At 69.5% G+C, this 25370-nt stretch carries 24 protein-coding genes; 23 read left to right on the forward strand and 1 reads right to left on the reverse strand.

The genetic code is table 11. The features are described from left to right. Window positions 1-101: 101 nt before the first annotated feature. The 23 genes from VG556_RS10905 (at window position 102) to VG556_RS11015 (ending at window position 23371) form a co-directional block, all read left to right on the forward strand. A complete protein-coding gene (locus tag VG556_RS10905) occupies window positions 102-1499 on the forward strand; it encodes a cytochrome ubiquinol oxidase subunit I (protein WP_100450795.1) in 1398 nt (465 codons plus the stop codon). A gap of 1 nt (window position 1500) precedes the next feature. Then, the gene (gene cydB / locus VG556_RS10910; protein WP_032960627.1) at window positions 1501-2514 is read left to right on the forward strand and encodes a cytochrome d ubiquinol oxidase subunit II; all 1014 of its coding nucleotides are present in this window, start codon (window positions 1501-1503) and stop codon (window positions 2512-2514) included. A 217-nt stretch (window positions 2515-2731) separates the two neighbouring features. After that, a complete protein-coding gene (locus VG556_RS10915; protein ID WP_014648849.1) occupies window positions 2732-3475 on the forward strand; it encodes a beta-ketoacyl synthase chain length factor in 744 nt (247 codons plus the stop codon). Next, a complete protein-coding gene (locus VG556_RS10920; RefSeq protein WP_111144274.1) occupies window positions 3468-4265 on the forward strand; it encodes a lysophospholipid acyltransferase family protein in 798 nt (265 codons plus the stop codon). The genes VG556_RS10915 and VG556_RS10920 overlap by 8 nt, the downstream gene beginning before the upstream one ends. After that, window positions 4252-4509, forward strand: a complete 258-nt coding sequence (locus VG556_RS10925; protein WP_005411610.1) for a phosphopantetheine-binding protein — start codon at window positions 4252-4254, stop codon at window positions 4507-4509. Before VG556_RS10920 ends, VG556_RS10925 begins: the two co-directional genes overlap by 14 nt. Before the next feature lie 17 nt (window positions 4510-4526). Beyond that, window positions 4527-4784 (forward strand): acyl carrier protein, encoded by a 258-nt coding sequence (locus VG556_RS10930; protein WP_005411609.1) that lies wholly within the window; start codon window positions 4527-4529, stop codon window positions 4782-4784. Window positions 4785-4806: 22 nt separating this feature from the next. Further along, window positions 4807-5358, forward strand: a complete 552-nt coding sequence (locus VG556_RS10935; RefSeq protein WP_046433259.1) for a membrane protein — start codon at window positions 4807-4809, stop codon at window positions 5356-5358. After that, complete coding sequence (locus VG556_RS10940) at window positions 5351-7036, forward strand: AMP-binding protein (protein WP_100450793.1); 1686 nt, start codon at window positions 5351-5353, stop codon at window positions 7034-7036. The genes VG556_RS10935 and VG556_RS10940 overlap by 8 nt, the downstream gene beginning before the upstream one ends. Beyond that, window positions 7026-7796 (forward strand): glycosyltransferase family 2 protein, encoded by a 771-nt coding sequence (locus tag VG556_RS10945; protein ID WP_032960622.1) that lies wholly within the window; start codon window positions 7026-7028, stop codon window positions 7794-7796. Before VG556_RS10940 ends, VG556_RS10945 begins: the two co-directional genes overlap by 11 nt. 1 nt (window position 7797) lies before the next feature. Beyond that, window positions 7798-8739 (forward strand): acyltransferase, encoded by a 942-nt coding sequence (locus VG556_RS10950; protein ID WP_014648845.1) that lies wholly within the window; start codon window positions 7798-7800, stop codon window positions 8737-8739. Next, a complete protein-coding gene (locus VG556_RS10955; protein WP_100450792.1) occupies window positions 8729-10279 on the forward strand; it encodes an HAL/PAL/TAL family ammonia-lyase in 1551 nt (516 codons plus the stop codon). The genes VG556_RS10950 and VG556_RS10955 overlap by 11 nt, the downstream gene beginning before the upstream one ends. Beyond that, a complete protein-coding gene (locus VG556_RS10960; protein ID WP_032960618.1) occupies window positions 10266-10697 on the forward strand; it encodes an acyl-CoA thioesterase in 432 nt (143 codons plus the stop codon). The genes VG556_RS10955 and VG556_RS10960 overlap by 14 nt, the downstream gene beginning before the upstream one ends. After that, a complete protein-coding gene (locus VG556_RS10965) occupies window positions 10694-11323 on the forward strand; it encodes a LolA family protein (protein ID WP_032960616.1) in 630 nt (209 codons plus the stop codon). Before VG556_RS10960 ends, VG556_RS10965 begins: the two co-directional genes overlap by 4 nt. Next, window positions 11316-13670, forward strand: coding sequence for an MMPL family transporter (locus VG556_RS10970; RefSeq protein WP_053494560.1), 2355 nt, complete (start codon window positions 11316-11318; stop codon window positions 13668-13670). Before VG556_RS10965 ends, VG556_RS10970 begins: the two co-directional genes overlap by 8 nt. Window positions 13671-13722: 52 nt before the next feature. Further along, on the forward strand, window positions 13723-14973 hold the full coding sequence (locus tag VG556_RS10975; protein ID WP_014648840.1) for an NAD(P)/FAD-dependent oxidoreductase: 1251 nt from the start codon (window positions 13723-13725) through the stop codon (window positions 14971-14973). Further along, window positions 14961-15518: a DUF3261 domain-containing protein gene (locus VG556_RS10980; RefSeq protein WP_014648839.1), complete on the forward strand. Its 558-nt coding sequence runs from the start codon at window positions 14961-14963 to the stop codon at window positions 15516-15518. The genes VG556_RS10975 and VG556_RS10980 overlap by 13 nt, the downstream gene beginning before the upstream one ends. Beyond that, complete coding sequence (locus VG556_RS10985; protein WP_100450791.1) at window positions 15515-16699, forward strand: beta-ketoacyl-[acyl-carrier-protein] synthase family protein; 1185 nt, start codon at window positions 15515-15517, stop codon at window positions 16697-16699. Before VG556_RS10980 ends, VG556_RS10985 begins: the two co-directional genes overlap by 4 nt. Then, window positions 16696-17151, forward strand: a complete 456-nt coding sequence (locus tag VG556_RS10990) for a hypothetical protein (protein ID WP_014648837.1) — start codon at window positions 16696-16698, stop codon at window positions 17149-17151. The genes VG556_RS10985 and VG556_RS10990 overlap by 4 nt, the downstream gene beginning before the upstream one ends. After that, window positions 17148-17879 carry a 3-ketoacyl-ACP reductase FabG2 gene (locus tag VG556_RS10995; protein ID WP_049404017.1) on the forward strand — a complete coding sequence of 244 codons (732 nt, stop codon included), beginning with the start codon at window positions 17148-17150 and terminating at the stop codon, window positions 17877-17879. Before VG556_RS10990 ends, VG556_RS10995 begins: the two co-directional genes overlap by 4 nt. Beyond that, window positions 17879-19117: a beta-ketoacyl-ACP synthase gene (locus VG556_RS11000; RefSeq protein ID WP_014648835.1), complete on the forward strand. Its 1239-nt coding sequence runs from the start codon at window positions 17879-17881 to the stop codon at window positions 19115-19117. The genes VG556_RS10995 and VG556_RS11000 overlap by 1 nt, the downstream gene beginning before the upstream one ends. 61 nt (window positions 19118-19178) lie before the next feature. Continuing rightward, window positions 19179-19619: a hypothetical protein gene (locus VG556_RS11005; RefSeq protein WP_032960605.1), complete on the forward strand. Its 441-nt coding sequence runs from the start codon at window positions 19179-19181 to the stop codon at window positions 19617-19619. A gap of 160 nt (window positions 19620-19779) precedes the next feature. Continuing rightward, window positions 19780-20040 (forward strand): YcgL domain-containing protein, encoded by a 261-nt coding sequence (locus tag VG556_RS11010; protein WP_049404015.1) that lies wholly within the window; start codon window positions 19780-19782, stop codon window positions 20038-20040. Continuing rightward, complete coding sequence (locus VG556_RS11015; protein WP_032960601.1) at window positions 20033-23371, forward strand: ankyrin repeat domain-containing protein; 3339 nt, start codon at window positions 20033-20035, stop codon at window positions 23369-23371. Before VG556_RS11010 ends, VG556_RS11015 begins: the two co-directional genes overlap by 8 nt. Before the next feature lie 73 nt (window positions 23372-23444). On the opposite strand, the gene VG556_RS11020 is transcribed toward VG556_RS11015, so the two are convergent. Then, a complete protein-coding gene (locus VG556_RS11020) occupies window positions 23445-25223 on the reverse strand; it encodes a monovalent cation:proton antiporter-2 (CPA2) family protein (RefSeq protein WP_014648831.1) in 1779 nt (592 codons plus the stop codon). Window positions 25224-25370 lie beyond the last annotated feature (147 nt).

A 25370-nucleotide genomic window follows, 5' to 3' on the forward strand; every position in this document is an offset into this window, starting at 1 on the left:
TGCGACAAAGTGAAGCAGCGCGTCACCCGGTCGCATCCCACCTTAACGAAATCCTCCTAAAGTGGTCCGGTATCCCACCGGTCGCAGGCAGGAGGCGTCCCTTGGACGCGTTGTTGTTGTCCCGGATCCAGTTCGGATTCGTCATCAGTTTCCACGTGCTGTTCCCGGCCTTCACCATCGGCACGGCCAGCTGGCTGGCCTTCATCGAATGGCGCTGGCTGCGCACCAAGCTGCCCGTCTGGCGCGAGCTGTACTTCTTCTGGCAGAAGATCTTCGCGGTGTCGTTCGGCATGGGCGTGGTCAGCGGCATCGTCATGGCCTTCCAGTTCGGCACCAACTGGCCGCGGCTGAGCGAGGTGGCCGGTACGGTCATCGGCCCGCTGCTGACCTACGAGGTGCTGACCGCGTTCTTCCTGGAAGCCAGCTTCCTCGGCGTGATGATGTTCGGCTGGGGCCGGGTCTCGCCGCGCCTGCATTTCCTGTCCACCTGCATGGTGGCGCTGGGCACGCTGTTCTCCACGTTCTGGATCCTGTCGTCCAACAGCTGGCTGCATACGCCGGCCGGCTACGAGATGGTCAACGGCGTGGTGCATCCGGTGGACTGGTGGCAGGTGGTGTTCAATCCTTCGTTCCCGTACCGGCTGGCGCACATGGCGCTGGGTTCGTTCATCACCACCTGTTTCGTGATCGGTGGCGTGGGCGCGTGGTACCTGCGCAAGGGCACGCACGTGGAAGCGGGCCGGCGCATGCTGATCGCCGCCGTCGCATTCGCTGCGCTGACCGTGCCGGTGCAGATTCTCGTCGGCGACATGCATGGCCTGAACACGCTCAAGCACCAGCCGATGAAGATCGCGGCGATGGAAGCGCACTGGCATGAAACCGGGGAAGGCGAGGGCGTGCCGCTGGTGGTGTTCGCGCTGCCGAACGAGAAGGAAGAGCGCAACGATTTCGAAGTGGCCATCCCGAAGCTGGGCAGCGTGATCCTCACCCACAGCCTGGACGGCACCTTCGACCCGCTGACCTCGGTACCCGCCAGCGAACGGCCGCCGGTGACGCCGGTGTTCTTCGCCTTCCGCATCATGGTCGGGCTGGGCACGCTGATGCTGCTGCTGGCCTGGGTGTCGGCCTTCCAGCTGTGGCGGAACAAGCTGCTGGATTCGCCGTGGCTGCTGCGCGGCTGGAACTGGATGCTGCCCAGCGGTTTCATCGCGCTGCTGTCGGGTTGGTTCGTTACCGAGATGGGGCGCCAGCCGTGGGTGGTGTATGGCGTACTGCGCACCGCTGATGCGGTGGGCCCGCAGAGTGCGTGGATGACCGCGCTGTCGCTGGGCGTCTATGTGGTTGGCTATGCCTTCGTGTTCGGCTGGGGTATCTGGTACCTGGTGAAGATCCTGCGCCACGGGCCGCAGCCGTACGCCGAGGGGCCGTCGCTGGACCATGGCAGCCACACGCCGGCACGCCCGCTGTCGGCGGCCGACGAACCGCTGGAGGAGCGCTGACATGGACCTGATGACCTGGCTGCCGGTGGCGTGGTTCGCGGTGATCGGCTTCGGCGTGCTGATGTACGTGGTGCTGGACGGCTTCGTGCTCGGCATCGGCATCCTGGCCCCGTTCGCCGAGGACGAGGAGCAGCTGGACCTGATGATGAACACCGCCGCGCCGATCTGGGACGGCAACGAGACCTGGCTGGTACTGGGCGGCGCCGGGCTGCTGGCGGCGTTCCCGAAAGCCTATGCGGTGCTGTTGTCGGCGCTGTACCTGCCGGTGCTGCTGCTGGTGGTGGCGCTGGTGTTCCGCGGCGTGGCGTTCGAGTTCCGCTTCAAGGCACATCGTTCGCGCCGGCTGTGGAGCGTGGGGTTCGGCCTGGGCTCGCTGCTGGCCACCTTTGCCCAGGGCGTGATCCTGGGCACGCTGGTGCAGGGCATCCCGCTGGTGGACGGTGCCTACCAGGGCGGCGCGTTCGCCTGGTTCAGCCCGTTTGCGATGCTGACCGGTGCCGCGCTGGTGGCCGGCTATGCGCTGCTGGGCAGCACCTGGCTGATCCTGAAGACGGAAGGGCGCGTGCAGGCGCTGGCGCGGCAGATGACCCGCCCGCTGGTGGTGGCGGTGATCGCGGCGATGGGCCTGGTGAGCAGCTGGCTGCCGTTCCTCGATTCGCGGTTGATGGACCGCTGGTTCAGCGACGGCAACTTCTGGTGGCTGTCGCCGGTCCCGCTGCTGACCCTGGCGGTGGCGGCCGCGCTGTGGCGCAGCGCGACCCATCCGCGCCGCGACCTGCCGCCGTTCCTGCTCAGCCTGGCCCTGTTCGTGCTCGGCTTCCTTGGCCTGGTGCTGGGCATGTGGCCCTACCTGCTGCCGCCGTCGATGACCCTGTGGCAGGCCGCCGCGCCGGCCTCCTCGCTGGGCTTCACCCTGGTCGGGCTGGTCATTCTGCTGCCGGTCATCCTCGGCTACACGGCGTGGTCGTACCGGGTGTTCCGCGGCAAGGTGCACGCCGACACCGGTTACCACTGATCGTTTGAATGCGGGGCCGGCCGGTGCCGGCCCCCGCGTTGGGGAATGTGAAACCTGCACACCCCGCGCAGGACGTGCTAGCGTGCGCTCCTTTCCGGCGGCCAGGGGGGCAGCCGGCGACGTCCTGGACGGACGCACGGCTGCAGGAATGGGGGGCCGCCGCGCGTCGCCGTAATGGCTCGTGCCTATCGTTCTCCCGTTGAAGCACCATCGCTAAATGATCGAATTCTCCATCGTCGACTGGGCCGCTTGGGCGCCCGGCCTGAGCGAGCGTAGCCAGTGGCTGGGCTGGGCCGATGCGCCGTATCCGCCGCAGGGCGAAGACACGCCGGCGTTGGCCGAGATCCCGGCGATGCAGCGCCGCCGCATCGAGCGGCTGGGCCGGATGGCGATCCAGGCTGCCTGCTGGTGCGAGGACGGGCAGGGCGCTGACAGCCAGGTGCCGCTGGTGTTCGCCAGCCGCCACGGCGACGTGGCCCGTTCGATGGACCTGCTGGGGGCGCTGGCCAGCGATCAGCCCCTGTCCCCCACCGGGTTCGGCCTGTCGGTGCACAACGCGATCGCGGCGCTGTACTCGATCGCCCGCGGCCACCGCGGCAACTACCTGGCGCTGGCCGCCGGCCAGGCCACGGTCGAGACCGCCTGCCTGGAGGCCGCCGGGCTGCTGGCCGATGGTGCCCGCGAAGTGCGGGTGGTGGTCTATGAGTCGCCGCTTCCTGAAATTTACGCGACGTTTGCCGACGAACCCGACCCGTTCTTTGCCTGGTGCTGGCGTTTGACCGCGCCGACAGCGGGCCAGCCGACGCTCTCGCTGCAATGGGAGGCGGCGCCGGAGGCCACCGCCACCGCCCCGGGCACGCTGCCGCACGCGCTGGACCTGCACCGCTTCCTGCTGTCTGGCGCGCCGGCGCTGGAGCACGTGGCCCAGGGCCAGCGCTGGCGCTGGGGACGCCGTGGCTGAGGCGCTGCGCCGCCTCGATCATGCCTGGCGGGTGTTCGGCACCGGCCTGAGCTTCGCCGCATTTGGCGTGGGCGGCCTGCTGCTGGGCGTGCTGGTGATGCCGGTGCTGCTGCTGATGCGCGACCCGGTGATCCGCCGCCGCCGGGCCCGCCGCGTGGTCCAGGTCGCCTTTGCCAGCCACCTGCGCCTGATGCGTGCGCTGGGGGTGATGACCTACCAGATCGAGGGCGGGGAACGCCTGCAGCGCGACGGTTTGCTGGTTCTGGCCAATCACCCGACCCTGATCGACGTGGTCTGCCTGATTTCGCTGCTGCCCAACGCCGATTGCGTGGTGAAGCGGGCCGTGGCCTGCAACCCGTTCATGCGCGGCCCGGTGCGGGCGGCCGGCTACATCGCCAACGATGACGGGGCCGGCCTGGTCGACGACTGCGTAGCGGCGGTGCATGCCGGCGGTACCCTGGTGATCTTCCCGGAGGGCACCCGCAGCGTGCCGGGCCAACCGCCGCGGCTGCAGCGCGGGGCCGCCAACATCGCCGTCCGCGGCCGGCTGGACATCACCCCGGTACGGATCACCTGCACCCCGCCCACGTTGACCAAGGGACAGAAGTGGTATCGTGCCCCCTCACGTCGCTTTCACGTTCGGCTGCAGATCGGCGAAGATATCCCGATCGCGCCCTTCCTGGCCGATGACGACTCGCCAAGGGGGGATGCCTTGGCAGCACGCCGCGTCACCGAGCACCTTTCTCGTTATTTCGACCTGTCTGGAGATCCGCCCCGTGCAAGCACTTGAGCACGAGATCAAGGAATTGATCATTTCCTCCCTTTCGCTGGAGGACATCACGCCGGAGGACATCGATCCGACCGCGCCGCTGTTCGTCGAGGGCCTCGGCCTGGATTCGATCGACGCGCTGGAACTGGGCTTGGCGCTGCAGAAGAAGTACGGTGTCAGCCTCTCGGCCGATTCGGAAGAAACCCGTCGCCATTTCTCCAGCGTGCGCGCGCTCGGCGAGTTCGTCGCCGCCCGCCAGTCGTAACGGCGCCAGGAATTGCCATGACCAAGAATGAACTGTTCGAACGCATCGTCAGCATCCTGACCGACAGCTTCGAGATCGAAACCGCCCGGATCACCCCCGAGGCCCGCCTGTACGACGACCTGGACATCGACAGCATCGATGCGGTCGACCTGATCGTGCAGCTCAAGCCGCTGCTCGGCCGCAATCTGCAGCCGGAAGCGTTCAAGGCCGTGCGCACCGTGCAGGACATCGTCGATGTCGTGCATGGACTGCTGCCGGACCAGGCAGCCGCCTGACCGCAGCGCCGGCGGCTTCGCCATGGCTCGCGCACGTACCGTCGTGGTGGCAGCGATTTCGCTTGCCTACCCGCTGCTGGTGTACCTGGCGATGGGCCGTTTCGAGCCGCGCTGGCTGTCGCTGCTGCTGTTCACCCTGGCCCTGCTGCGTGCACTGAGCACGCGACAGCCGCTGTGGTGGGCCGCCGCCGCTGGCACCGGCCTGCTGGCGGTGCTGGCCACCGTGCTCAACCAGGCCCTGCCGCTGAAGCTGTACCCGGCGCTGGTCAACGTGGTGATGCTGGCGGTGTTCGGCACCAGCCTGCGCTTCGGGCCGCCGCTGGTGGAGCGCCTGGCGCGGCTGCAGGAGCCGGACCTGCCGCCGTTCGCGGTGGCCTATACCCGCCGCGTCACCCAGGTGTGGTGCGGCTTCTTCGTTCTCAACGGCAGCCTGGCCCTGCTGACCGCGCTGTACGCGTCGGACCGGGTCTGGATGCTCTACAACGGATTGTTGGCGTACGTGATGATGGGCGTGTTGTTCGCAGGGGAGTGGCTGGTGCGGCGGCAGGTGAAGGCGGCGCACGCGCATGGCTGAGTGGATTGCCCTGGACCAGCTGCTGCTGGAGGCACGGCCGCAGCGCAGCGTCGGCCTGTGCGACGGCGAGGTGATCGACCATGCCGGCTTCCGCCAGCGCGTACTGGCCTGGCGCGCCGCCTTTGCGGCCGCCGAAGGCCGCGACTGGGCCCTGTACTTCGATGATGCCGTGGCCTTTGCCGCCGCGCTGTTCGGTGCCTGGCATGCCGGCAAGCGGGTGTTCCTGGCCGCCGACAACCTGCCAGCCACGCTGCAGGCGCTGCAGCCGCAGGTGAGCGGCTTCGCAGGCGACGTGTCCGCCGACTACCGCCCGCTGGTGGCGCTGGACGCCGCGCTGGACGATGAGCTGCAGGCGCTGGACGAGCGCGCCTGCGAGCTGTGCGTGTTCACCTCCGGCAGCACCGGCCAGCCCAGTGCGATCGGCAAGCGCCTGGACCAGCTGGCGCGCGAGGTGGAGGCGCTGCAGGCCGCGTTCGGTGCGCAGATGGAGGGTGTGCAGGTCCATGGCACGGTGTCCCACCAGCACATCTACGGGCTGCTGTTCCGCGTGCTGTGGCCGCTGGCCGCCGGCCGCCTGATTCATCCGCGCCGGTTCTTCCACGAAGACCTGGTGGGTGCGCTGGCCGGTACCGATACGGTGCTGGTGGCGACGCCGGCCCACCTCAAGCGCCTGCCCGGGCAGCTCGACTGGGCCAGCCTGCATGGCCGCCTGCGCGCGGTGTTCTCCTCCGGTGGTCCGCTGCCGGAAGACGCAGCGCGGCAGGTGCGGCAGTGGCTGGGCGTGGCCCCGACCGAGGTCTATGGCAGCAGCGAGACCGGCGGCATCGCCTGGCGCCGCTGGGACATCGACCTGCCGCCGTGGCAGCCGCTGCCGGGCGTGCAGTGGCGCATCGACGATGGCTGCCTGGCGGTGGCCTCGGCGCACCTGGACACCCCCGGTTGGTGGCGCACCCAGGACCGTGTCGAAGCCCTGGCCGACGGCCGCTTCCGCCTGCTGGGCCGGGCCGACCGCATCGTCAAGATCGAGGAACGCCGGGTGTCGCTGGATGCGCTGGAACGCGCGCTGCGCGAAGACGCCGAGGCGGATGACGCGCGCGTGCTGGTGCTGCCCGGGCAGCGCGAGCAGCTGGCCGCCGTGGTGGTGCCGGCCGATCCGGCGCTGCTGGAGGGCGGCGACGCCGCGCGCCGTGCGCTGGGCCAGCGCCTTGGCGCCCGCCTGGCGCATGCGCATGACGCAGTGACCCGGCCGCGTCGCTGGCGCCTGGTGCAGGCGCTGCCGATCAATGCGCAGGGCAAGGTGACCCAGGCCGCGCTGGCGGCGCTGTTCCAGCCGTTGATGCCGGTGCCGGCGTGGGATCACCGCGATGCCGCCAGCGCCACCCTGCGCATGACCCTGGACCCGGCGCTGCGGCCGTTCCAGGGCCACTTCCCGCAGGCGGCAATCCTGCCCGGCGTGGCGCAGCTGGACTGGGCGGTGCGCTTCGCCCGCCAGGCGTTTGTGATGCGGGGCGCGTTCGTGCGCATGGATGCGGTGAAATTCCAGCACGTGGCCCGCCCCGGTGACGAGTTGACCCTGCAGCTGGACTGGGATGCCGCACGCAACGTGCTGGCCTTCCGCTACACCTCCAGCCACGGTGTGCATGCCAGCGGCAGGGTGGTTTTCGCTGATGCGGACTGACCCGGCCGTTGCCGGTGCCGCATTCGCGCCACTGGTGGTGATCCCCGTCTACGACCACGAGCACGCCATCGCGGCGGTGGTCGATGGCGTGCAGGCCGCGGGACTGCCCTGCCTGCTGGTCGACGATGGTTCGCACGATGGGTGCGCGGCGGTGCTGCGCGCGCTGGCACAGCGCCAGGGCGTCGACCTGCTGCGCCTGGACGTCAACCAGGGCAAGGGCGGGGCGATGCTGGCCGGCTTTGCCGAGGCCGGCGCGCGTGGCTACAGCCACGTGCTGCAGATCGATGCCGACGGCCAGCACGATACCGCTGACCTGCCACGCTTCATCGAAGCCGCGCGCGCCCATCCCGAGGCGGTGATCTGCGGCATTCCGGCTTACGACGCCAGTGTTCCCAAGGCGCGCCTGTATGGCCGCTACGCCACCCACATCTGGGTCTGGATCAACACGCTGTCGCTGCACCTGCGCGACACCATGTGTGGCTTCCGCGTGTATCCGCTGCCGCCGGTACTGCGCCTGATCGGTGAAGAGACCATCGGCCGGCGCATGGATTTCGATACCGAAGTGATGGTGCGGCTGTACTGGCGGCAATTGCCGGTCGAGCACCTGGCCACGCGCGTGACCTATCCGTCCGATGGCGTGTCGCACTTCGATGTGTGGCGCGACAACGTGCGCATCAGCCGCATGCATACCCGCCTGTTCTTCGGCATGCTCTGGCGTGCGCCGCGGCTGCTGTGGCGCCGCCTGCAGGGGCAGCGCTGAGATGGCGGCCGCGCAGGGTGCCCCGCACTGGGCCGACATCGGCGAATCGACGTCGGTGGCCGGCGTGCTGTTCCTGTGCTGGGTGCACCGCTGGTTCGGGCGCTGGCCGTTCCGCCTGTGCGTGTGGCCGGTGGTGGCCTGCCATTGGCTGGGCAACCGTATAGGGCGCCAGGCTTCGATGCAGTACCTGCAGCGGCTGCAGGCGCACAGCGGCGTGCTCGGCCGCGCGCCGACACGGCGTGACAGCCTGCGCCACTTCTTCGCCTTCGCCGATACGATGCTGGACAAGATCCTCGGCCTGGGCGGGCGCTACCCGGCCGAGCGCATCCACCTGCATCGTGACCTGGTGCTGCAGAAGATCGCGCGCCGCGAGGGCGGGCTGATCCTCACCGCGCACATCGGCTGCCTGGAGCTGTGCCAGGTGCTGGCCGAACAGGTGCCGGGGTTCCGCATCACCGTGCTGGTGCACACCGCGCATGCGCAGCGCTTCAACCGCCTGCTGCAGCGGCTGGACCCGCTGGCGGCGGTGGAACTGGTGCAGGTGACCGAAATGGGGCCGGCCACCGCGGTGATGCTGGCCGAGCGCGTGGCGGCGGGGGGCTTCGTTGCCATCGTCGGCGACCGCACGCCGGTACAGGGTGGCCGCAGCGTCACTGCCGATTTCCTGGGCCACCGCGCGCCGTTCCCGATCGGCGCCTATGTGCTCGCCGCGGCGCTGGGCTGCCCGGTGTACACCATGGCCTGCCTGCACGAGGGCGACGGCTATCGGGTGGCATTCGAACAGTTCGCCGAACGCATCGTGCTGCCGCGTGGCTCGCGCGACGCCGCGCTGGCCGAACAGGCACAGCGCTTCGCGCGCTGGCTGGAACTCCAGGTCATCCAGTCCCCGTTGGACTGGTTCAATTTCTTCCCCTTCTGGGATCAGGCTCCGCATGACGACTGACGCCGTACCCGTGTGCCGCTTTGGCGATGCACCGTTGACCATCGAAGACGTGGTTGCCCTGGCCCAGCGCCAGTGCGAGGCCGCACTGAGCGACGCGCCGGCGTTCCGCGCGCACATCCAGCGCGGTGCCGACTTCCTCGACCGCCTGCTGCGCGAGGACGGCGTGATCTACGGCGTGACCACCGGCTACGGCGACTCGTGCACGGTGAACATCCCGCCGGCGCTGGTGGCGGAACTGCCGCACCACCTGTACACCTACCACGGCTGCGGCCTGGGCCGTTACCTGGACCCGGTCGAGACCCGCGCGGTGCTGGCCGCGCGCCTGGCGTCGCTGGTGCGCGGCATGTCCGGCGTCAGTGTGCCGCTGCTGGAAGGCCTGGCCACGCTGCTGCAGCACGACGTGCTGCCGATGATCCCGGCCGAAGGCTCGGTCGGTGCCAGCGGCGACCTGACCCCGCTGTCGTACGTGGCGGCGGTGCTGTGCGGCGAGCGCGAGGTGCTGCATGACGGCCGCGTGCAGCCGGCGGCCGAAGTGCTGGCGAAGATCGGCATGACCCCGCTGAAGCTGCGGCCGAAGGAAGGCTTGGCGATCATGAACGGCACCGCGGTGATGACCGGCCTGGCCTGCCTGGCCTGGCAGCGCGCCGATTACCTGGCGCGCATGGCCACGCGGTTGACCGCGTTCAACGTGCTGGCCAGCGACGGCAACGCGCACCACTTCGACGAAACCCTGTTTGCCGCCAAGCCGCACCCGGGCCAGGGCCGCATCGCTGCGCGCCTGCGCAGCGACCTGCACAGCGAACGCCCGCCGCGCAACGAACAGCGCCTGCAGGACCGCTACTCATTGCGCTGCGCGCCGCACGTCATCGGCGTGCTGGAAGACAGCCTGCCGTTCCTGCGCCAGCTGATCGAAACCGAACTGAACAGTGCCAACGACAACCCGCTGATCGACGCCAACGGCGAGCGCATCCTGCATGGCGGCCACTTCTACGGCGGCCACATCGCACTGGCGATGGACACCCTGAAAAACACCGTGGCCAACGTTGCCGACCTGCTCGACCGGCAGCTGGCGCTGGTGGTGGATGCCCGCTACAACCACGGCCTGCCGGCCAACCTGTCGGCGGCCACCGGCCCGCGCGCGGCCATCAACCATGGCCTGAAGGCGCTGCAGATCAGCGTGTCGGCCTGGACTGCCGAAGCGCTGAAGCAGACCATGCCGGCCAGCGTGTTCTCGCGTTCCACCGAGTGCCACAACCAGGACAAGGTCAGCATGGGCACCATCGCCGCGCGCGACTGCCTGCGCGTGATCGAGCTGACCGAACAGGTGGTGGCGGCAATGCTGATCGCCGCGCGCCAGGGCCTGGCGCTGCGTGAGCGGGTTGGCCTGAATGCGCAGCTGCATGGCAGTCTGGCCGACATGTACGCCGACCTGGGGCAGCGCATCGCCCTGGTCGAGGAAGACCGCGCGCTGGATCGCGAACTGCGGGAACTGCTGGTGGAGATCCGCGCGCAACGTTGGGAGCTGTATGCCGGTGAATGAGGCCATCGAACGGGTTGGCGAAATTGCGTTGACCCCTGCCTTCCATGACTGCGATCCGATGAACGTGGTCTGGCATGGCAACTATTTCAAGTACTTCGAGATCGCGCGCTGCGCGCTGCTCGGGCGCTACGACTACGACTACCCGCAGATGCTCGAATCGGGCTACCTGTGGCCGGTGGTCGATGCGCGGGTGAAGTACGTGCGGCCGCTGCTGTTCAACCAGGCGCTGCGCGTGGTCGCGCGCATCGTGGAATGGGAGAACCGGCTGAAGATCGAGTATGAAATCCTCGATGCGCAGAGCGGCCAGGTGCTGACCCGCGCGATGACCATCCAGGTCGCGGTGGACGCGGCCAGCAAGGAAATGCTGTACCAGTGCCCGCCGGTACTGTGGGAACGCCTGGGAGTGCCTGCGCCGTGAACCCCCTTGTCCGTCTTTCGAGCGTGCTGCTGTGCGCGCTGATCTTCGTTGCCGCACCGCAGGTGCAGGCGGCCGACCCCGCCATCGATGCGATCACCCAGGCGGTGGCGCGGCCGGATGTGCTGCGTGGCCAGTTCAGCCAGGAAAAGCAGGTCAGCGGCTTCAGGAACCCGCTGCGCTCGCAGGGCCAGTTCGTGGTCGCGCGCCAGCACGGCGTGATCTGGACCACGCTCAAGCCGTTCCCTTCCGAAGTGGTGGTCACCGCCGACCGCATCCTGAGCCGCCAGCGCGATGGCAGCACCCGTGTCGAGCTCGATGCACGGCAGCAGCCGGCGATGCGTTCGGTGAACGCGATCATGTTCGCGCTGATGAGTGGCGACGTGCAGGCGCTGTCCAGCCAGTTCAACGTGGCGGCCAGCCGTGAAGGGCAGGGCTGGCGGCTGCGGCTGACGCCGAAGTCGGCGATGCTGGCCAAGGCGTTCCAGTCGCTGACCCTGCAGGGTGACCGCTACGTGCGCCAGGTCGAGATCGTCGAGGCCAACAAGGACCGCACGCAGATCCAGTTCAGTGCATTGAGCGAGGCGCCGGCCACGCTCACCGCCGACGAGGCACGCCGCTTTGAGTGAGGCCGTCGCATCGAACGCACCGGAGCGGCTGCGGCGCTGGTGGCACTGGCTGGGCATCGCCTGGCTGTTGCTGCTGCTGGTACTGGGCGCGCAGCAGTGGCACCTGTGGAGCCAGCAATCGCGGATCGACACCGACATCCTCGCGCTGCTGCCGCAGGATGCGCATGACCGCCTGTTGAGCGACGTCACCCGGCGCATCGCCGACGGCAGCTCGCGGCAGGTGGTGGTGCTGCTGGGCAGCAGGGACGGCGCCGCCGCCAAGCGTGCGCAGGCGGCCTTTGCCGCGGCCATGGCCAAGGACACTGACCGAGCCCTGCTGGTGCCCAGTGGTTCGATCGAAGGCTGGTTCGATGAGGCGCGCGCGTTCTACGCGCCGTACCGCGACCGCCTGCTGACGCCGGCCCAGCGCGAGCAGCTGCAGGGCAGCGAACCGGGCGCGTTGGCCGAGCAGGCGTTGGCCGCGCTGTACGGCCCGATGGGCGCTCCGCGCCTGACCGACTGGCGGCAAGACCCGTTGTCGTTGTGGCCGCAATGGTGGCAGCAGCAGGCGCAGGGTTCGGGGTTGCGGCTGGGCGATGACGGCCTGCTCGAAGCCGAGGGCAGGCACTGGGCCGTGCTGCAGTTCGATACACCGGGTTCGGCGTTCCAGCTCGACGGTGAGCGTCATCTCGACGGCCTGCTGGAACGTGCCGGGCGGGCTGCCAGGGCGGCAGCGCCGGAGCTGGAAATCCTGCATGCCGGCGTGCCGCTGCACGCCGAGGCGGCCGCGGTGCAGGCCAACCAGGAGATCAACACGATCGGCTGGGGCTCGCTGGCCGCGGTGCTGCTGCTGGTGTGGCTGGCGTTCCGTTCGCTGCGGCCGATCCTGCTGGTCGCCGCGTCGTTGCTGATCGGTTGTGGCGTGGCGCTGGCGGTGACCGTGCTGGTGTTCGGCAAGGTGCACGTGCTCACCCTGGTGTTCGGTGCGTCGCTGGTGGGCGTGGCCGAGGATTACGGCATCCACTGGTTTGCCTCGCGCCAGGCCGAGCCGGCCGATCGCCGCTGGAAGCTGCTGCGGCACCTGTTGCCGGGCCTGTGGCTGGCCTTGCTGACCAGCGCGCTGGCCTACCTGGCCCTGGGCCTGGCCCCGTTCCCGGGCCTGCGCCAGATGGCGCTGTTCTCGGTGGTCGGTCTGGCCGCCGCCTTCCTCACGGTGATCTTCTGGTTCCCGTGGCTGGATGGCGGCGAGATCCGCCAGACCCGTTTCTCGCAGTGGCTGGGCAACACGCTGGAGCGCTTCCCGCGGTTGCATGGCCGCCGGCCGGTGACGGTGTTCGTGGTGATCACGCTGGCGCTGTCTGCCATCGGCATCGCCCGCCTGCACAGCAATGACGACCTGCGCAGCCTGCAGTCCTCACCGCCGGCACTGATGGCCCAGCAGATCCGCTTGAGCCAGCTGCTGGGCATGCCCAGCCCGGCGCAGTTCTATCTGGTGCAGGGCAGTGACGCTGCACAGCTGCTGCAGCGCGAAGAAGCACTGACCGAACGCCTGCGTGTACTGGCCAACGACAAGCGCATCGGCGGTTACCGCGCGATCAGTGACTGGCTGCCGTCGCCGGCACGCCAGCAGGCCGATGCGGCGCTGACCGCCAAGGTGGAACCGGGCGTGCTGCAGGCCGTGTCCGATGCGGTCGGAGAACCCTTGCCGCGCCCCGACTTCGCCACCACGCCGCTGACCGCGGAGGCGTTCCTGGCCTCGCCGGCCTCGCAGCCGTTCCGCCACCTGTGGGTGGGTGAGGTCGGTGGGCAGATGATCAGCGTGGTGATGGTCGATGACCTGTCGCGCGCCGATGCGCTGGCGACGCTGCGCGGGGCGGCCCAAGGCCTGCCGGGTGTGCGCTGGGTGGACCGCACCGCCGACTTCTCGCAGCTGCTGGGCCACTACCGCAAGCTGATGGGGGGGCTGCTGCTGGTCGGCATCGTGCTGGTGTTCGGTGCGCTGTGGCTGCGCTACCGCCGCCAGGCCTGGCGCGTGTTCGCGCCGACCCTGATTGCCGGCGCGTTGACCCTGGGCCTGCTGGGCCTGTTCGGCCAGCCACTGCAGCTGTTCAACGTGCTGGCACTGATGCTGCTGCTGGGCATGGGCATCGACTACGGCATCTTCCTGATCGAGCACCGCGGCGATGCCAGTGCCTGGCTGGCGGTGTGCGTGGGCGCGGCCAGCACCTGGCTGTCGTTCGGCCTGCTGGGACTGTCGCAGACCCCGGCGCTGCGCGCGTTCGGCCTGACCCTGCTGTTCGGCATCGGCCTGGTCTGGCTGATCTCGCCGCTGTTCCGGCCGCCGCCGCATGATCTGCCGCGGGCCTGAGCCTGCTTCCGACTTCCTTCTTTCCACTTGATCGAGCAACAAGGACGCACCGATGAATACTGCTGTGGATGCTGTCGAACGTACTGAAATCCTGATCATCGGTGCCGGCCCGGCCGGCTCCGTGGCTGCGGCGATGCTGCGCCAGCAGGGCCGCCAGGTGCTGATGCTGGAGCGCCAGCAGTTCCCGCGCTTCTCCATCGGCGAAAGCCTGCTGCCGCAGAGCATGGAGTACATCGAGGCCGCCGGCCTGCTGCAGGACGTGGTCGAAGCCGGCTTCCAGCACAAGAACGGCGCGGCCTTCGTGCACGGCGAAGCGCGTACCGCATTCGACTTCAGGAAGAAGTTCTCGCCGGGCTGGGGCACCACCTACCAGGTGCAGCGCGCCGACTTCGACAACGTGCTGGCGCGCGGTGCCGAGCGCATGGGGGCCACGCTGCGTTTCGGTGATGAAGTGCTGTCGGTCGAAGCCGGCGAGCAGCCGGCGGTGACGGTGCGCCGCCCGGACGGCAGCGAGTACCGCATCGAGGCCGATTTCATCCTCGACGCCTCGGGCTTCGCACGCCTGCTGCCGCGCCTGCTGCAGCTGGAATCCCCGTCCAACTTCCCGGTGCGCGGGGCGATCTTCTGCCACGTGCGCGACAACATTCCGGCCGAAGCGGACTTCGACCGCAACAAGATCCTGATCACCACCCATCCCGAGCACGTCGACGTCTGGTACTGGACAATCCCGTTCTCCAACGGCTGCTGCTCGCTGGGCGTGGTCGCCGAACCGTCGTTCTTCGAGCGCTACGAGGGCGACGACCTGCAGAAACTGCAGGCCATCGTCGGCGAGGACCCGAACCTGACCCGGCTGCTGGCCAATGCCGAATGGGCGGTGCTGCCGGTGCGCCGCATCACCGGCTACTCGGCCAATGTCAGTTCGTTGTGGGGGCCGGGCTATGCCCTGCTGGGCAATGCCGGCGAGTTCCTCGACCCGGTGTTCTCGTCCGGCGTGACCATCGCCTTCAAGTCCGCGCAGCTGGCCAGTGCATGCCTGGCGCGCCGCTATGCCGGCGAAGCCGTGGACTGGGAAGCGGAGTTCTCGGTCCCGCTGCGGGCGGGCGTGAAGACCTTCCGCCGCTTTGTCGAAAGCTGGTACGAAGGCGGTTTCCAGAAGATCATCTACCACCCGCAGCAGCAGCCCGAAGTGCGCGACATGATCAGCTCCATCCTGGCCGGTTACGCCTGGGACACCAACAACCCGTACGTGGCCGATGACAGTGGCCGCCGCATGCGCGTGCTGGAGCAGCTGTGCGGCGCCTGATCGCCCCTGCGACAGCACTGCTGCTGAGCCTGCTGCTGGTGGCCTGCGCCGGCCGCATGCCGAAGCCGTTGGTGGAACTGCCGCCGCTGCGCCTGTCGCCGGCCAGCCTGCCGGCGCCGCTGGCGCTGCAGCAGCAGTTGCATTTCCGGTTCGGCACGCATGAGCGCGACCTGGATGCACTGCTGGAAGCCGATGCGCAGCAGGTGCAGCTGGCGGTGCAGGCGATGGGCCAGACCGGCGTGCGCCTGCAGTGGGACGGCCGGCAGCTGACCCAGCAGCGCGCGCCATGGCTGCCGCCGCAGGTGCGCGCCGAGCGCGTGCTGGATGACCTGCAGTTCGCGCTGTGGCCGACCGCAGCCATCGCGGCCGCGCTGCCAGCCGGCTGGCAGGTCCGTGACGATGGCCATCAGCGCAGCCTGTCGCGCGACGGCACGGTGTGGCTGCAGCTGCAGCGCCTGGACGATGGCAGCGTGCAGCTGGACAACCGCGCCGAAGGCTATGCGCTGCGCATCGAATCGATCGACATGGCCGGGCCGGATCGATGAGTGCACCGATCTACCTGAACGATCTGGGCGTGGTCTGCGCGCTCGGCGATGGCCGCGACGCGGTGGCTTCGGCGATGTTCGCCAGCGTGCCGGGCGGGCTCAGCGACAACGATACCCTGCTGCCGGGGCACACCCTGGCGCTGGGGCAGGTGCGTACACCGCTGCCGACGCTGGAAGAACTGCCGGCCGCCCTGCGCGGGCGCAACAACGCCCTGCTGGACGTGGCACTGGCGCAGATCGCACCGGCGGTGGCCGCCGCGATCGCCCGCCACGGCGCCGAACGCGTGGCGGTCGTGCTGGGCACCAGTACCTCGGGCATCGGTGAATCCGAGCAGGCCCTGCGCACCCATGGCGAACAGGGCCAATGGCCGCCCGGGTTCGATTACGCCCAGCAGGAAATGGGTACTGCCGCGCAGTTCGTGCGCCAGCGCAGCGGCGCTCAGGGGCCGGCGTGGACCCTGTCCACCGCCTGCTCGTCCAGTGCCAAGGCACTGATGTCGGCTGCACGCATGCTGCGGGCCGGTATCGTCGACGCCGTGATCGCAGGTGGCGCGGACTCGCTGTGCCGCTTCACCGTGGCCGGCTTCAGCGCGCTGGAATCGGTGTCGGCCCTGCGCTGCAATCCATTCTCGCAGCACCGTGCCGGCATCAACATCGGCGAGGGTGCCGCGCTGTTCCTGCTCACCCGCGAACCCGGCCCGGTATGCCTGGCCGGCTGGGGCGAATCGGCCGACGCGCACCATATGTCCGCCCCCGATCCGCAGGGCCTGGGTGCCATCGATGCCCTGCAGCAGGCGCTGCAGCGCGCCGGCTGGGCGGCCGATGAAGTGGACTACGTGAACCTGCATGGCACCGCCACCGGCCACAACGATGCGATGGAAAGCCTGGCGGTGTCGCAGGTGCTGGGCAACCAGGTGCCGGCCAGTTCGACCAAGCCGCTGACCGGCCATACGCTGGGTGCTTCAGGCGCGATCGAAGCTGCACTGTGCTGGATCGTGCTGGCCGGGAACCCGCAGCAGCAGCTGCCACCGCACTGGTGGGACGGCGTGGCAGACCCCGCGCTGCCGGCACTGCCGCTGGTCGCACCGGCCACCCGCCTGGCACAGGCACCGCGGCGGGTGCTGAGCAATTCGTTCGCCTTCGGCGGCAGCAATGCCGTGCTGGCGCTGGAGCGTCGATGAACACGCTGTACGCGATCGAAGAGGTGGTGCCGCACCGCCAGGACATGTGCCTGCTGGAGCGCATCACGCACTGGGACCAGGACACCATCGAGGCCGAACTGGTGGTGCCCGACGCCGGCCTGTTCGTCGAGGAGGGCCGGGTGCCGGCGTGGGTCGGCATCGAATACATGGCGCAGGCCATCGCGGCCTGGGCCGGTTGCCGTGCGCGTGCGGCGGGCAAGCCGCCGCAGTTGGGCTTCCTGCTTGGCAGCCGCCGCTACAGCAGCCCGCGCAGCAGCTTTCCCAGCGGATCGCGGCTGCGCGTACAGGCGCGCTGCGAGCTGTTGGGTGACAATGGATTGGGGATGTTCGCCTGCCGCATCCTGGCAGGCGAGGACGAATGGGCGACAGCCAACGTGTCGGTGTTCGAACCGGCCGATGCGATGGCCTATCTGGAGAGTGGACAGGCATGACAGGGAATCGAAGCGTGCTGGTGACCGGCGCCAGCCGGGGCATCGGCCGGGCCATCGCGCTGCGCATCGCGCGTGACGGCTTCGACGTGGTGGTGCATTGCCGCAGCCGCCTGGATGAGGCACAGGCCGTGATGGCCGAGATCCACGCGTTGGGCCGGCAGGCCCGCGTACTGATGTTCGACGTGGCTGATCGCGAGGCCGCACGCGCTGTGCTGGAGGCCGATGTCGAAGCGCACGGCGCGTACTACGGCGTGGTCTGCAACGCCGGCATCGCCCGTGACGGTGCCTTCCCGGCACTGTCAGCGGAGGATTGGGACCAGGTCATCCACACCAACCTGGACGGTTTCTACAACGTACTGCATCCGCTGATCATGCCGATGGTGCGCCGGCGCAAGCCTGGCCGCATCATCACCCTGTCGTCGGTGTCCGGACTGGCCGGCAACCGCGGGCAGGTCAATTACAGTGCCGCCAAGGCCGGCATCATCGGTGCCACCAAGGCCCTGGCGCTGGAACTGGCCAGCCGCCAGATCACCGTCAACTGCGTGGCCCCGGGCCTGATCGAGACCGAAATGCTCAACGATGAAGTGGTTGAACACGCGCTCAAGCTGATTCCCGCCGGCCGCGTCGGTCGTCCCGACGAAGTGGCGGCCACGGTGGCGTTCCTGCTGTCCGAGCCGGCCGGCTACATCACCCGCCAGGTGATCTCGGTGAACGGAGGCATGATCTGATGGCCGCCGATCGTCGCGTGGTGGTCACCGGTGCCGCCGCCATCAGTCCGCTCGGCCACGACTGGCCGACCATCGAGGCACACCTGCGCAGCTGCCGCAATGCGGTGCGTGCGATGCCCGAGTGGGATGTCTATGCCGGGCTGAACACCAAGCTGGCCGCGCCGGCGCAGGATTTCGAGCTGCCGCCGAACTACAACCGCAAGACCACCCGCTCGATGGGCAAGGTCGCGATCATGTCGGTGCGCGCCACTGAGGTGGCACTGCGTGAAGCCGGCCTGCACGAGCATCCGGTGCTGCGCAGCGGCCGTACCGGCGTGGCCTACGGCTCGTCCTCGGGCAGCCACGAGGCCACCGGTGAATTCGGGCGCATGCTCAACGAGTTCACCACCGATGGCATCAGTGCCACCACCTACCTGAAGATGATGAGCCACACCGCGCCGGTCAACATCGGCGTGTTCTTCGGCCTGTCCGGGCGCGTGTACACCACGTCCAGTGCCTGCACCTCCGGCAGCCAGGGCGTGGGTGCGGCCTATGAAGCGATCCGCAGTGGCAAGCAGACGGTGATGGTGGCCGGCGGTGCCGAGCAGCTCGATGCCACCGCAGCGGCGGTGTTCGACACCCTGTTCGCCACCAGCGTTCGCAACGATGCGCCGCAGACCACCCCGCGCCCGTTCGATGCCGGCCGTGATGGCCTGGTGCTGGGCGAGGGCGCCTGCACGCTGATCCTGGAAGACCTGGAGCACGCGCAGGCGCGCGGCGCCACCATCCTTGCCGAGGTGGTCGGCTACGGCACCAACAGCGATGGCCAGCACGTCACCCAGCCCAGCGCCGACACCATGGCCCAGGCCATGCGCCTGGCGCTGGAGGATGCCGGCCTGGACGCGGCGCAGATCGACTACGTCAACGCCCACGGCACCGCCACCGACCACGGTGACATCGCCGAAACCCAGGCGACCGCGCAGGTGTTCGGCAACCGCGTGCCGATCAGCTCGCTGAAGAGCTATGTCGGCCACATGCTGGGTGCCTGTGGCGCGTTCGAGGCCTGGCTGAGCATCCAGATGATGCGCGCCGGCTGGTTCGCGCCGACCCTGAACCTGGCCGAGGTCGACCCGCGCTGTGGCCAGCTCGACTTCATCACCGGGCAGGGCCGCGAACTGCAGGCCGAGTACGTGATGAGCAACAACTTCGCCTTCGGCGGCATCAACACCTCACTGGTGTTCCGCCGCTGGAGCGAGTGATCCACCGCCCCACCGCACTGTTTCCGCCATCCACCCGCACCCCTGACAAGGAGAAGTTTCGATGCGCCGCACTCTCATGATCGCCACTGCCACCGCGCTGCTGGCCCTGACCTCCACCGCCTCTGCCCGCGATACCCGCGTCGAGCAGTCCCTGCAGGAGCTGGTCAGCTCGCAGGCTGCCAAGGACGCCGGCATCGACGGCAGCGTGCGCTTCTACCTGGCCGGCCAGCCGGTCAGCGTGCAGCAGCGCCTGGGTGAAGACGTGACCAACAAGAAGACCAACGCCGCCAACAAGAGCGATGCCGAGGCCTGCCGCTGGGTCGCGCTGTCGGCGCTGCGCGCGCTGCAGGACGGCGCCAGGTCGCGCGGCGCCAACGCCGTGGTCGACATCGTCAGCTACTACAAGAAGAACGAGTTCAAGAGCAGCACCAATTACGAGTGCTATGCCGGCACCATCCTCGCCGGTGTCGCGCTGAAGGGCACCTACGCCAAGGTCAAGTAAGTGCCCGTGTGGCGGCGGCGTTGGCTGAACGTCGCCGCCACATTGCTGAACCTCGCAAGGGAAACGCCGCCGATCGCGCCGCCATCGTCGGCTGACGGCTTTCCCCGGTGTCGGCTTTCCGACACAATCATGGCTCTTCCCGGGTTATCGTCCCGCGGACATGCACGCCTACGTCTATAAAAGCCAACTCAAGCCGGACACCTACGTCTACGTTCCCCGACGCGATGATTTCAGCGCGCTGCCCGCGCCGCTGCTCACCTCGCTGGGGACGCTCACCTTCGTCCTGGAGGTGGCCCTGGATGTCCAGCGCCGCCTGGCCCAGGCCGATCCTGAAAAGGTCCGCAGCGAAATGAGCGAACGCGGGTTCTACCTGCAGGTGCCGCCGTCGGTGGCCAGCCTGATGCCGCGACACTATGACTGACACCTCCCGTCCGCGTGCCCTGTCGATCGCCTTCGCCGTGGGTGCCATGCTGGCGTTGGGCGCCGCGGTGGGCGGTGTGCCGGGTGCCATCCTTGCCGCACTGGCGCAGCCGGCGTTCGCGCTGGGCGTGTCGTGGTGGCGTCGCAGCCGTGCGCTGCTGCCGCTGAAGGTGGTCGCACGCCAGGACCTGCCCGCACTGCTGGCGCTGTGGGCTGCCGCGCCATTGCTGCTGGCGCTGCTGCTGGCCTGGCCGCTGGCGGCCCTGCGTGACAGCGGCAGCCTGGCGGCGGTGCTGGGCCTGAGCGTGCTGGTCAGTGCCGGCCTGCTGGCGGCTTGGCGCACCTGGCCGCTGTGGAACGATGTCGAACGCCTGGATGGCAGCCTGGCCCAGCACTGGCAGGCGCTGGCCGGCCGCGACCTGACCGCCTGGCGTGGTCTTGGCGTGGCCGCGCTGGTGATCGCCTTGGCCGCACTGGTGGTGCTGCCGGCCTGGCCGGGCCTGTTGCCGGACGGCGCACGCTGGCCCGCCGCACTGGCGGTCGTGCTGCTGTCGCCGGCGCTGCACCTGCTGCTGCAGCGGGTTGCGCCCGCGCCGCTGGTGTCGCTGCGCCCCAGCCCGTTCGCCGCTGCCAGCAGCGAACAGGAACCGATGTTCCCCGCTGCGGCCGAAACCGCGCCGCTGGAGGCGATGGCGCCGCAGGAACTGACACCGGCCCTGTATGAGGCCGCGCGCCAGGGCCGCGTCGACCGCGGCCTGCAGCTGCTGCAGGCCGGTGCTGATCCGTATGCGCTGCCGGACCCGAACTGGCGTGACCAGCGCAGCCTGGCGGTGCTGGCGGCGGTGCTGCCGGACCTGCGCCTGCTGCGCGAGCTGATTGCCCGCGGCGTAGATGTGAACGCGCCGCACCGGGGCATGACCCCGCTGCTGGCCGCCACCCGCGACAGCTGGCATGGCCGCCCCGAAGCGGTGATGACCCTGCTCGCCAACGGCGCCGATTCACGTGCCACCGACAGCGATGGCAACACCCCGCTGCACCATGCCGCACGCAGTTCCGACCCGGGCGTTGCCGCGCTGCTGCGCGATGCCGCTGCCGAAGTCGATGCGCTGAACCGCGAGGGCTGGTCGCCGCTGGCGGTGGCCTGCCAGGTCGGCAACTGGCGCCTGGCCCGCTTCCTGCTCGAGCGCGGTGCACGCAGCGAACCGGCCGATGGCACCCCGGTGCTGCTGGCCGCCGCCGCCACCGAGGACGACGATCCGGCCGGCGTGCAGCTGCTGCTCAAGCACAAGGCACGCGCCGACGCGCGTGATCGCCAGCGCCGCAGCGCGCTGCACGAGGCAGCGCTGGCCGGCCACGTGGAGATCATCGGCGTGCTGCTGGGCGCCGGCGCCAACCTGGAAGCGCGCGATGCACTGGGCCGCACGCCGTGGCTGGAAGCCGCCCGTGCCGGCCGTGCCGCCGTGGTCGAGCACCTGCTGCCGCACAAGCCGGACCTGGTCGCGGTGGACGGCGAAGGCCGCAATGCGGTGCAGCTGGCAGTGATGGCCGAGGATGTCTCGCCGCTGCTGATCAAGCGCCTGGTGGAACTGGGCATCGCCGCCGACGCCACCGACCCGGTTGGCCGCCGCGCGGTGGACTATGCGGCCGAAGCGGGCCGCTGGGCGATCGTGGCCCTGCTGGACCCGTCCTATCCGCTGCCGGCAGCCGTCAGTGATGGCCTGGCCGAGCGCGGTGAAGCGGCCAGCGCCAGCGGCCTGTTGCCGGACCGTCCGCCGCTGACCCTGCTGCGCGAAGCGCTGGGCTTCGGCAACACCGATGGCATGGCCGCGCTGGCCAGGCTGTGCCAGCCGGAAGAACTGGGCGGCCTGCTGCTCGATCCGGAGCTGGCCCTGGAGCCGCGCGCGGTCGATTGGCTGCTGGCCCACGGTGCCGATCCCTATGTGCGCGACGCCTGCGCCGATACGCCGATGTTCGCGCTGCTGTCGCGCGGCATCGACGCGGTGCCGGCGCTGCAGGTCATGCTGCAGCGCGGCCTGTCGCCGGCCGGGCGCGGTGGGCTGGCACGCTTCCTGGCCGCCTGCGCACAGCACGACCAGGCCGCCCGCGGCCTCGAACAACTGGCGCTGGAACTGCTGGAGCGTGGCGCCGATCCGTTCGCCGCTTCGCCGGCCGGTGACCCACCGCTGTCGCTGGCGGTACGCCTGGGCTGGCTGCGCCTGCAGCAGGCCCTGCTCAAGGCCGGTGTCGATCGCGAAGCGCGCGACAGCCATGGCATGACCGCACTGCATCTGGCCACCGCCCTGGCCCGCGAAGGCGCGCTGAAGCTGCTGGTGCAGCACGGTGCCTCGCCGGAAGCACGTGCCGCCGACGGTCAGACGCCACTGGGCGTGGCGCTGTCGATCGGTCGCCGTGACCTGGCCGACTGGCTGGACTGGCGGGTGTGGCCGCTGCCGCGCCGTACCCTGCGCGAGGCCGATCTGCCGGCCGCTGCGATGGCCGGTGATGTAGACGCCGTGCGTCGCCTGATCGATCTGGGATTTGCCGTCGACGCGGTCGACGCACAGGGCTGCACCGCGCTGCTGCGTGCGGCCGGTGGTGGCCACCTGGCCGTGACCGACCTGCTGCTGGCGCGCGGTGCCGATCCGCAGCACGCCGCTGCAAGCGGTGCGACGCCGCTGTCGGCGGCGGTCAGCATGCGCCAGGTCGACATCGTTTCGGCCCTGCTCGATGCCGGCGCCAAGCTGGAACATCGCCTGCCGGGCGGGGTGACCGTGCTGATGCTGGCCTCGGCGCTGGGCCTGCCGGACATCGTCGCGCGCCTGCTCACTGCCGGTGCCGACGTGCATGCCGGTGACGCGCAGCAGCTGGGCCCGCTGCACTGTGCCGCGCTGTACGGTTTCAGTGCCCGCGACCGCTCGCGCCTGCTGGCCCTGCTCGACACCCTGCTGTTGGCGGGCGCCGAGCCGGACCAGGCCGCCGCCGGTTCGGTCACGCCGCTGCTGCTGCTGCTGGGCGCACGCGCCGAGCCGGGTACCGCCTGCGACGAGCAGGTGGTGATGGCGGCGGTGGAGCGCCTGCTGGATGAGGACGTCAGCCTGGACGTGCGCGATCCGCGCGGCTTCGGCCCGCTGCATCTGGCCGCCCTGCATGGACTGCCGCTGCTGGTGCAGCGCCTGTTGCGCGCCGGTGCCGATCCGGAAGTGCGCGACAGCCTCAACCGCAGCCCGCGCGAGATCGCGGTGATGCGCGGCTTCATCGACGTCGCTGGAGAGTTCGAACCGCGCGTGCCGGGCGTTTCGTCGATGGCGCGGTTCCTGCGCGACAACGGTTGAGCACCGGGATCGGAATCCGCAGTGGGTAGTGCCGATCCTGCCACCGGTGGGTGCCGACCGTTGGTCGGCACGCCTACTTGCCGTCGCTTTCCGCGTCGGCCTCGAACAGATGCATCAGGTCGTTGCGTGCGTCGCGCGAGGTCTGGATCACCGCTGCCTCGTCGTCGTACACCAGATACTGGTCGCGCAGCAGCTGCTCATCGTGCTCGCGGAAGCGCTGCACATGGCGTTCGGCCACGTCCGGCGCCACGCCCAGCGCGGTCAGCACGCGTCCGCTCATCTCAAGGCTGGTGCCGAACACTTCGCGGAACGGCTCGGCCGACATGTCCATCAGGCGCCACGCATGCTGGCGGTTGCGTGCACGCGCCAGCACCGTCGCGTCCGGGTACAGCCGGCGCACCATGCGTACCGCGCGCAGGTTGGTCTCCGGGTCATCCACGGTGATCACGAACACATCGATGTGCTCGCCCCCCGCCGCACGCAGCATCTCCGGCCGGGTCGGATCGCCGTAGTACAGCTGGTTGCCGAAGCGGCGCAGGTCGGCAACGGTGTCCGGGTTCGCTTCCAGCGCCACGAACGGCACCTTCTGCGCGGTCAGCAGGCGCGCGATCACCTGGCCGAAGCGTCCCATGCCGGCGATCAGCACCTTGGGCCGGTTGTCCGGCGCCACCTTGTCGGCCTCGGCCGCCGCGCGTGGTGCGGCTTTTTCCTGGCCGAGCAGCTTGAGCAGCGCGATCATCAGCAGCGGCGTGATCGCCATCGACAGGCCGACGATCGCCACCAGCCGGTCGTGGTTGGCGTTGCCCAGCAGGTGCGCGCGCTGTGCCTCGTTGAATACCACGAAGGCAAACTCGCCGCCCAGCCACAGCACGCTGCCCAGCAGCAGCGATTGCCGCGAGCTGAGCCGGGCGACACGTCCAACCGCGTAGAGCAGGCTGAACTTGACCACCAGCAGGATGCCGACACCCGCGGCGATCAGCCACGGCTCGGCGGCGATGCGGTCCAGGTCGATGCCCATGCCCACTGCGATGAAGAACAGGCCCAGCAGCAGCCCCTTGAACGGTTCGATCTGCGCTTCCAGCTCATGCCGGAACTCCGAATCGGACAGCAGCACGCCGGCCAGGAACGCGCCGAGGCTGGGGCTGAGGCCGGCTTCCTGCATGAACCAGGCGGTGCCCAGCACCACCAGCAGGGCGGTGGCAGTGAATACTTCCGGGCTGCGGGTGCGCGCAATGATGCTGAACACCTTGCGCAGCACCGGTCGTCCGCACAGGATCACCACCGCCAGCGCACCCAGCGCCACGGCCGCATCTTCCCAGCGCAGGGTCTCGTTCTTCACTCCGCCCAGCAGGGGGATGGCCGCCAGCAGCGGGATCGCGATCAGGTCCTGGAACAGCAGGATGGCGAACCCGAGCCGGCCATGGTCGCTGTTGATCGCCTTGTGCTCGGACAGCAGCTGCAGGCCGACCGCGGTGGATGACAGCGCCAGCGCCACGCCGACCACCAGCGCGCTCTTCCACTGGAAGTGATCGAGCAGCAGCAGGCCGCCCAGCACCAGCCCGGACAACGCCACCTGCGCCGCGCCGGCGCCGAACACCGAGCGCCGCATCACCTTCAGGCGTGCCGGTGACAGCTCCAGGCCGATCACGAACAGCAGCATCACCACACCGATCTCGGCGGCACCGAGGATGCGGTCGGCGTCCTGCACGAAGCCCAGCCCGTCCGGGCCCAGCACCACGCCGGCCGCCAGGTAGCCCAGTACCGCGCCGAAGCCGAACTTCTTGAACACCGGCACGGCGATGACCGCCGCCAGCAGCAGTACCAGGGCCAGTTCCAGACCACCGCTATGCATGGGAATACCTGGTCATCGGGGGAGCCCGCTGTGCGTCCGTTCGGATGGGGGAGGGCGTGGCGAGCGCCACCACGACATTATGCGCGCCGGCCTGTGTATGCACGAGAACAACCGGCCGGGCGGCCACCCAGCGCGGGGCGCCCAGGT

The sequence above is a fragment of the Stenotrophomonas sp. CASM106 genome (assembly GCF_049384825.1).
Taxonomy (GTDB): domain Bacteria; phylum Pseudomonadota; class Gammaproteobacteria; order Xanthomonadales; family Xanthomonadaceae; genus Stenotrophomonas; species Stenotrophomonas muris.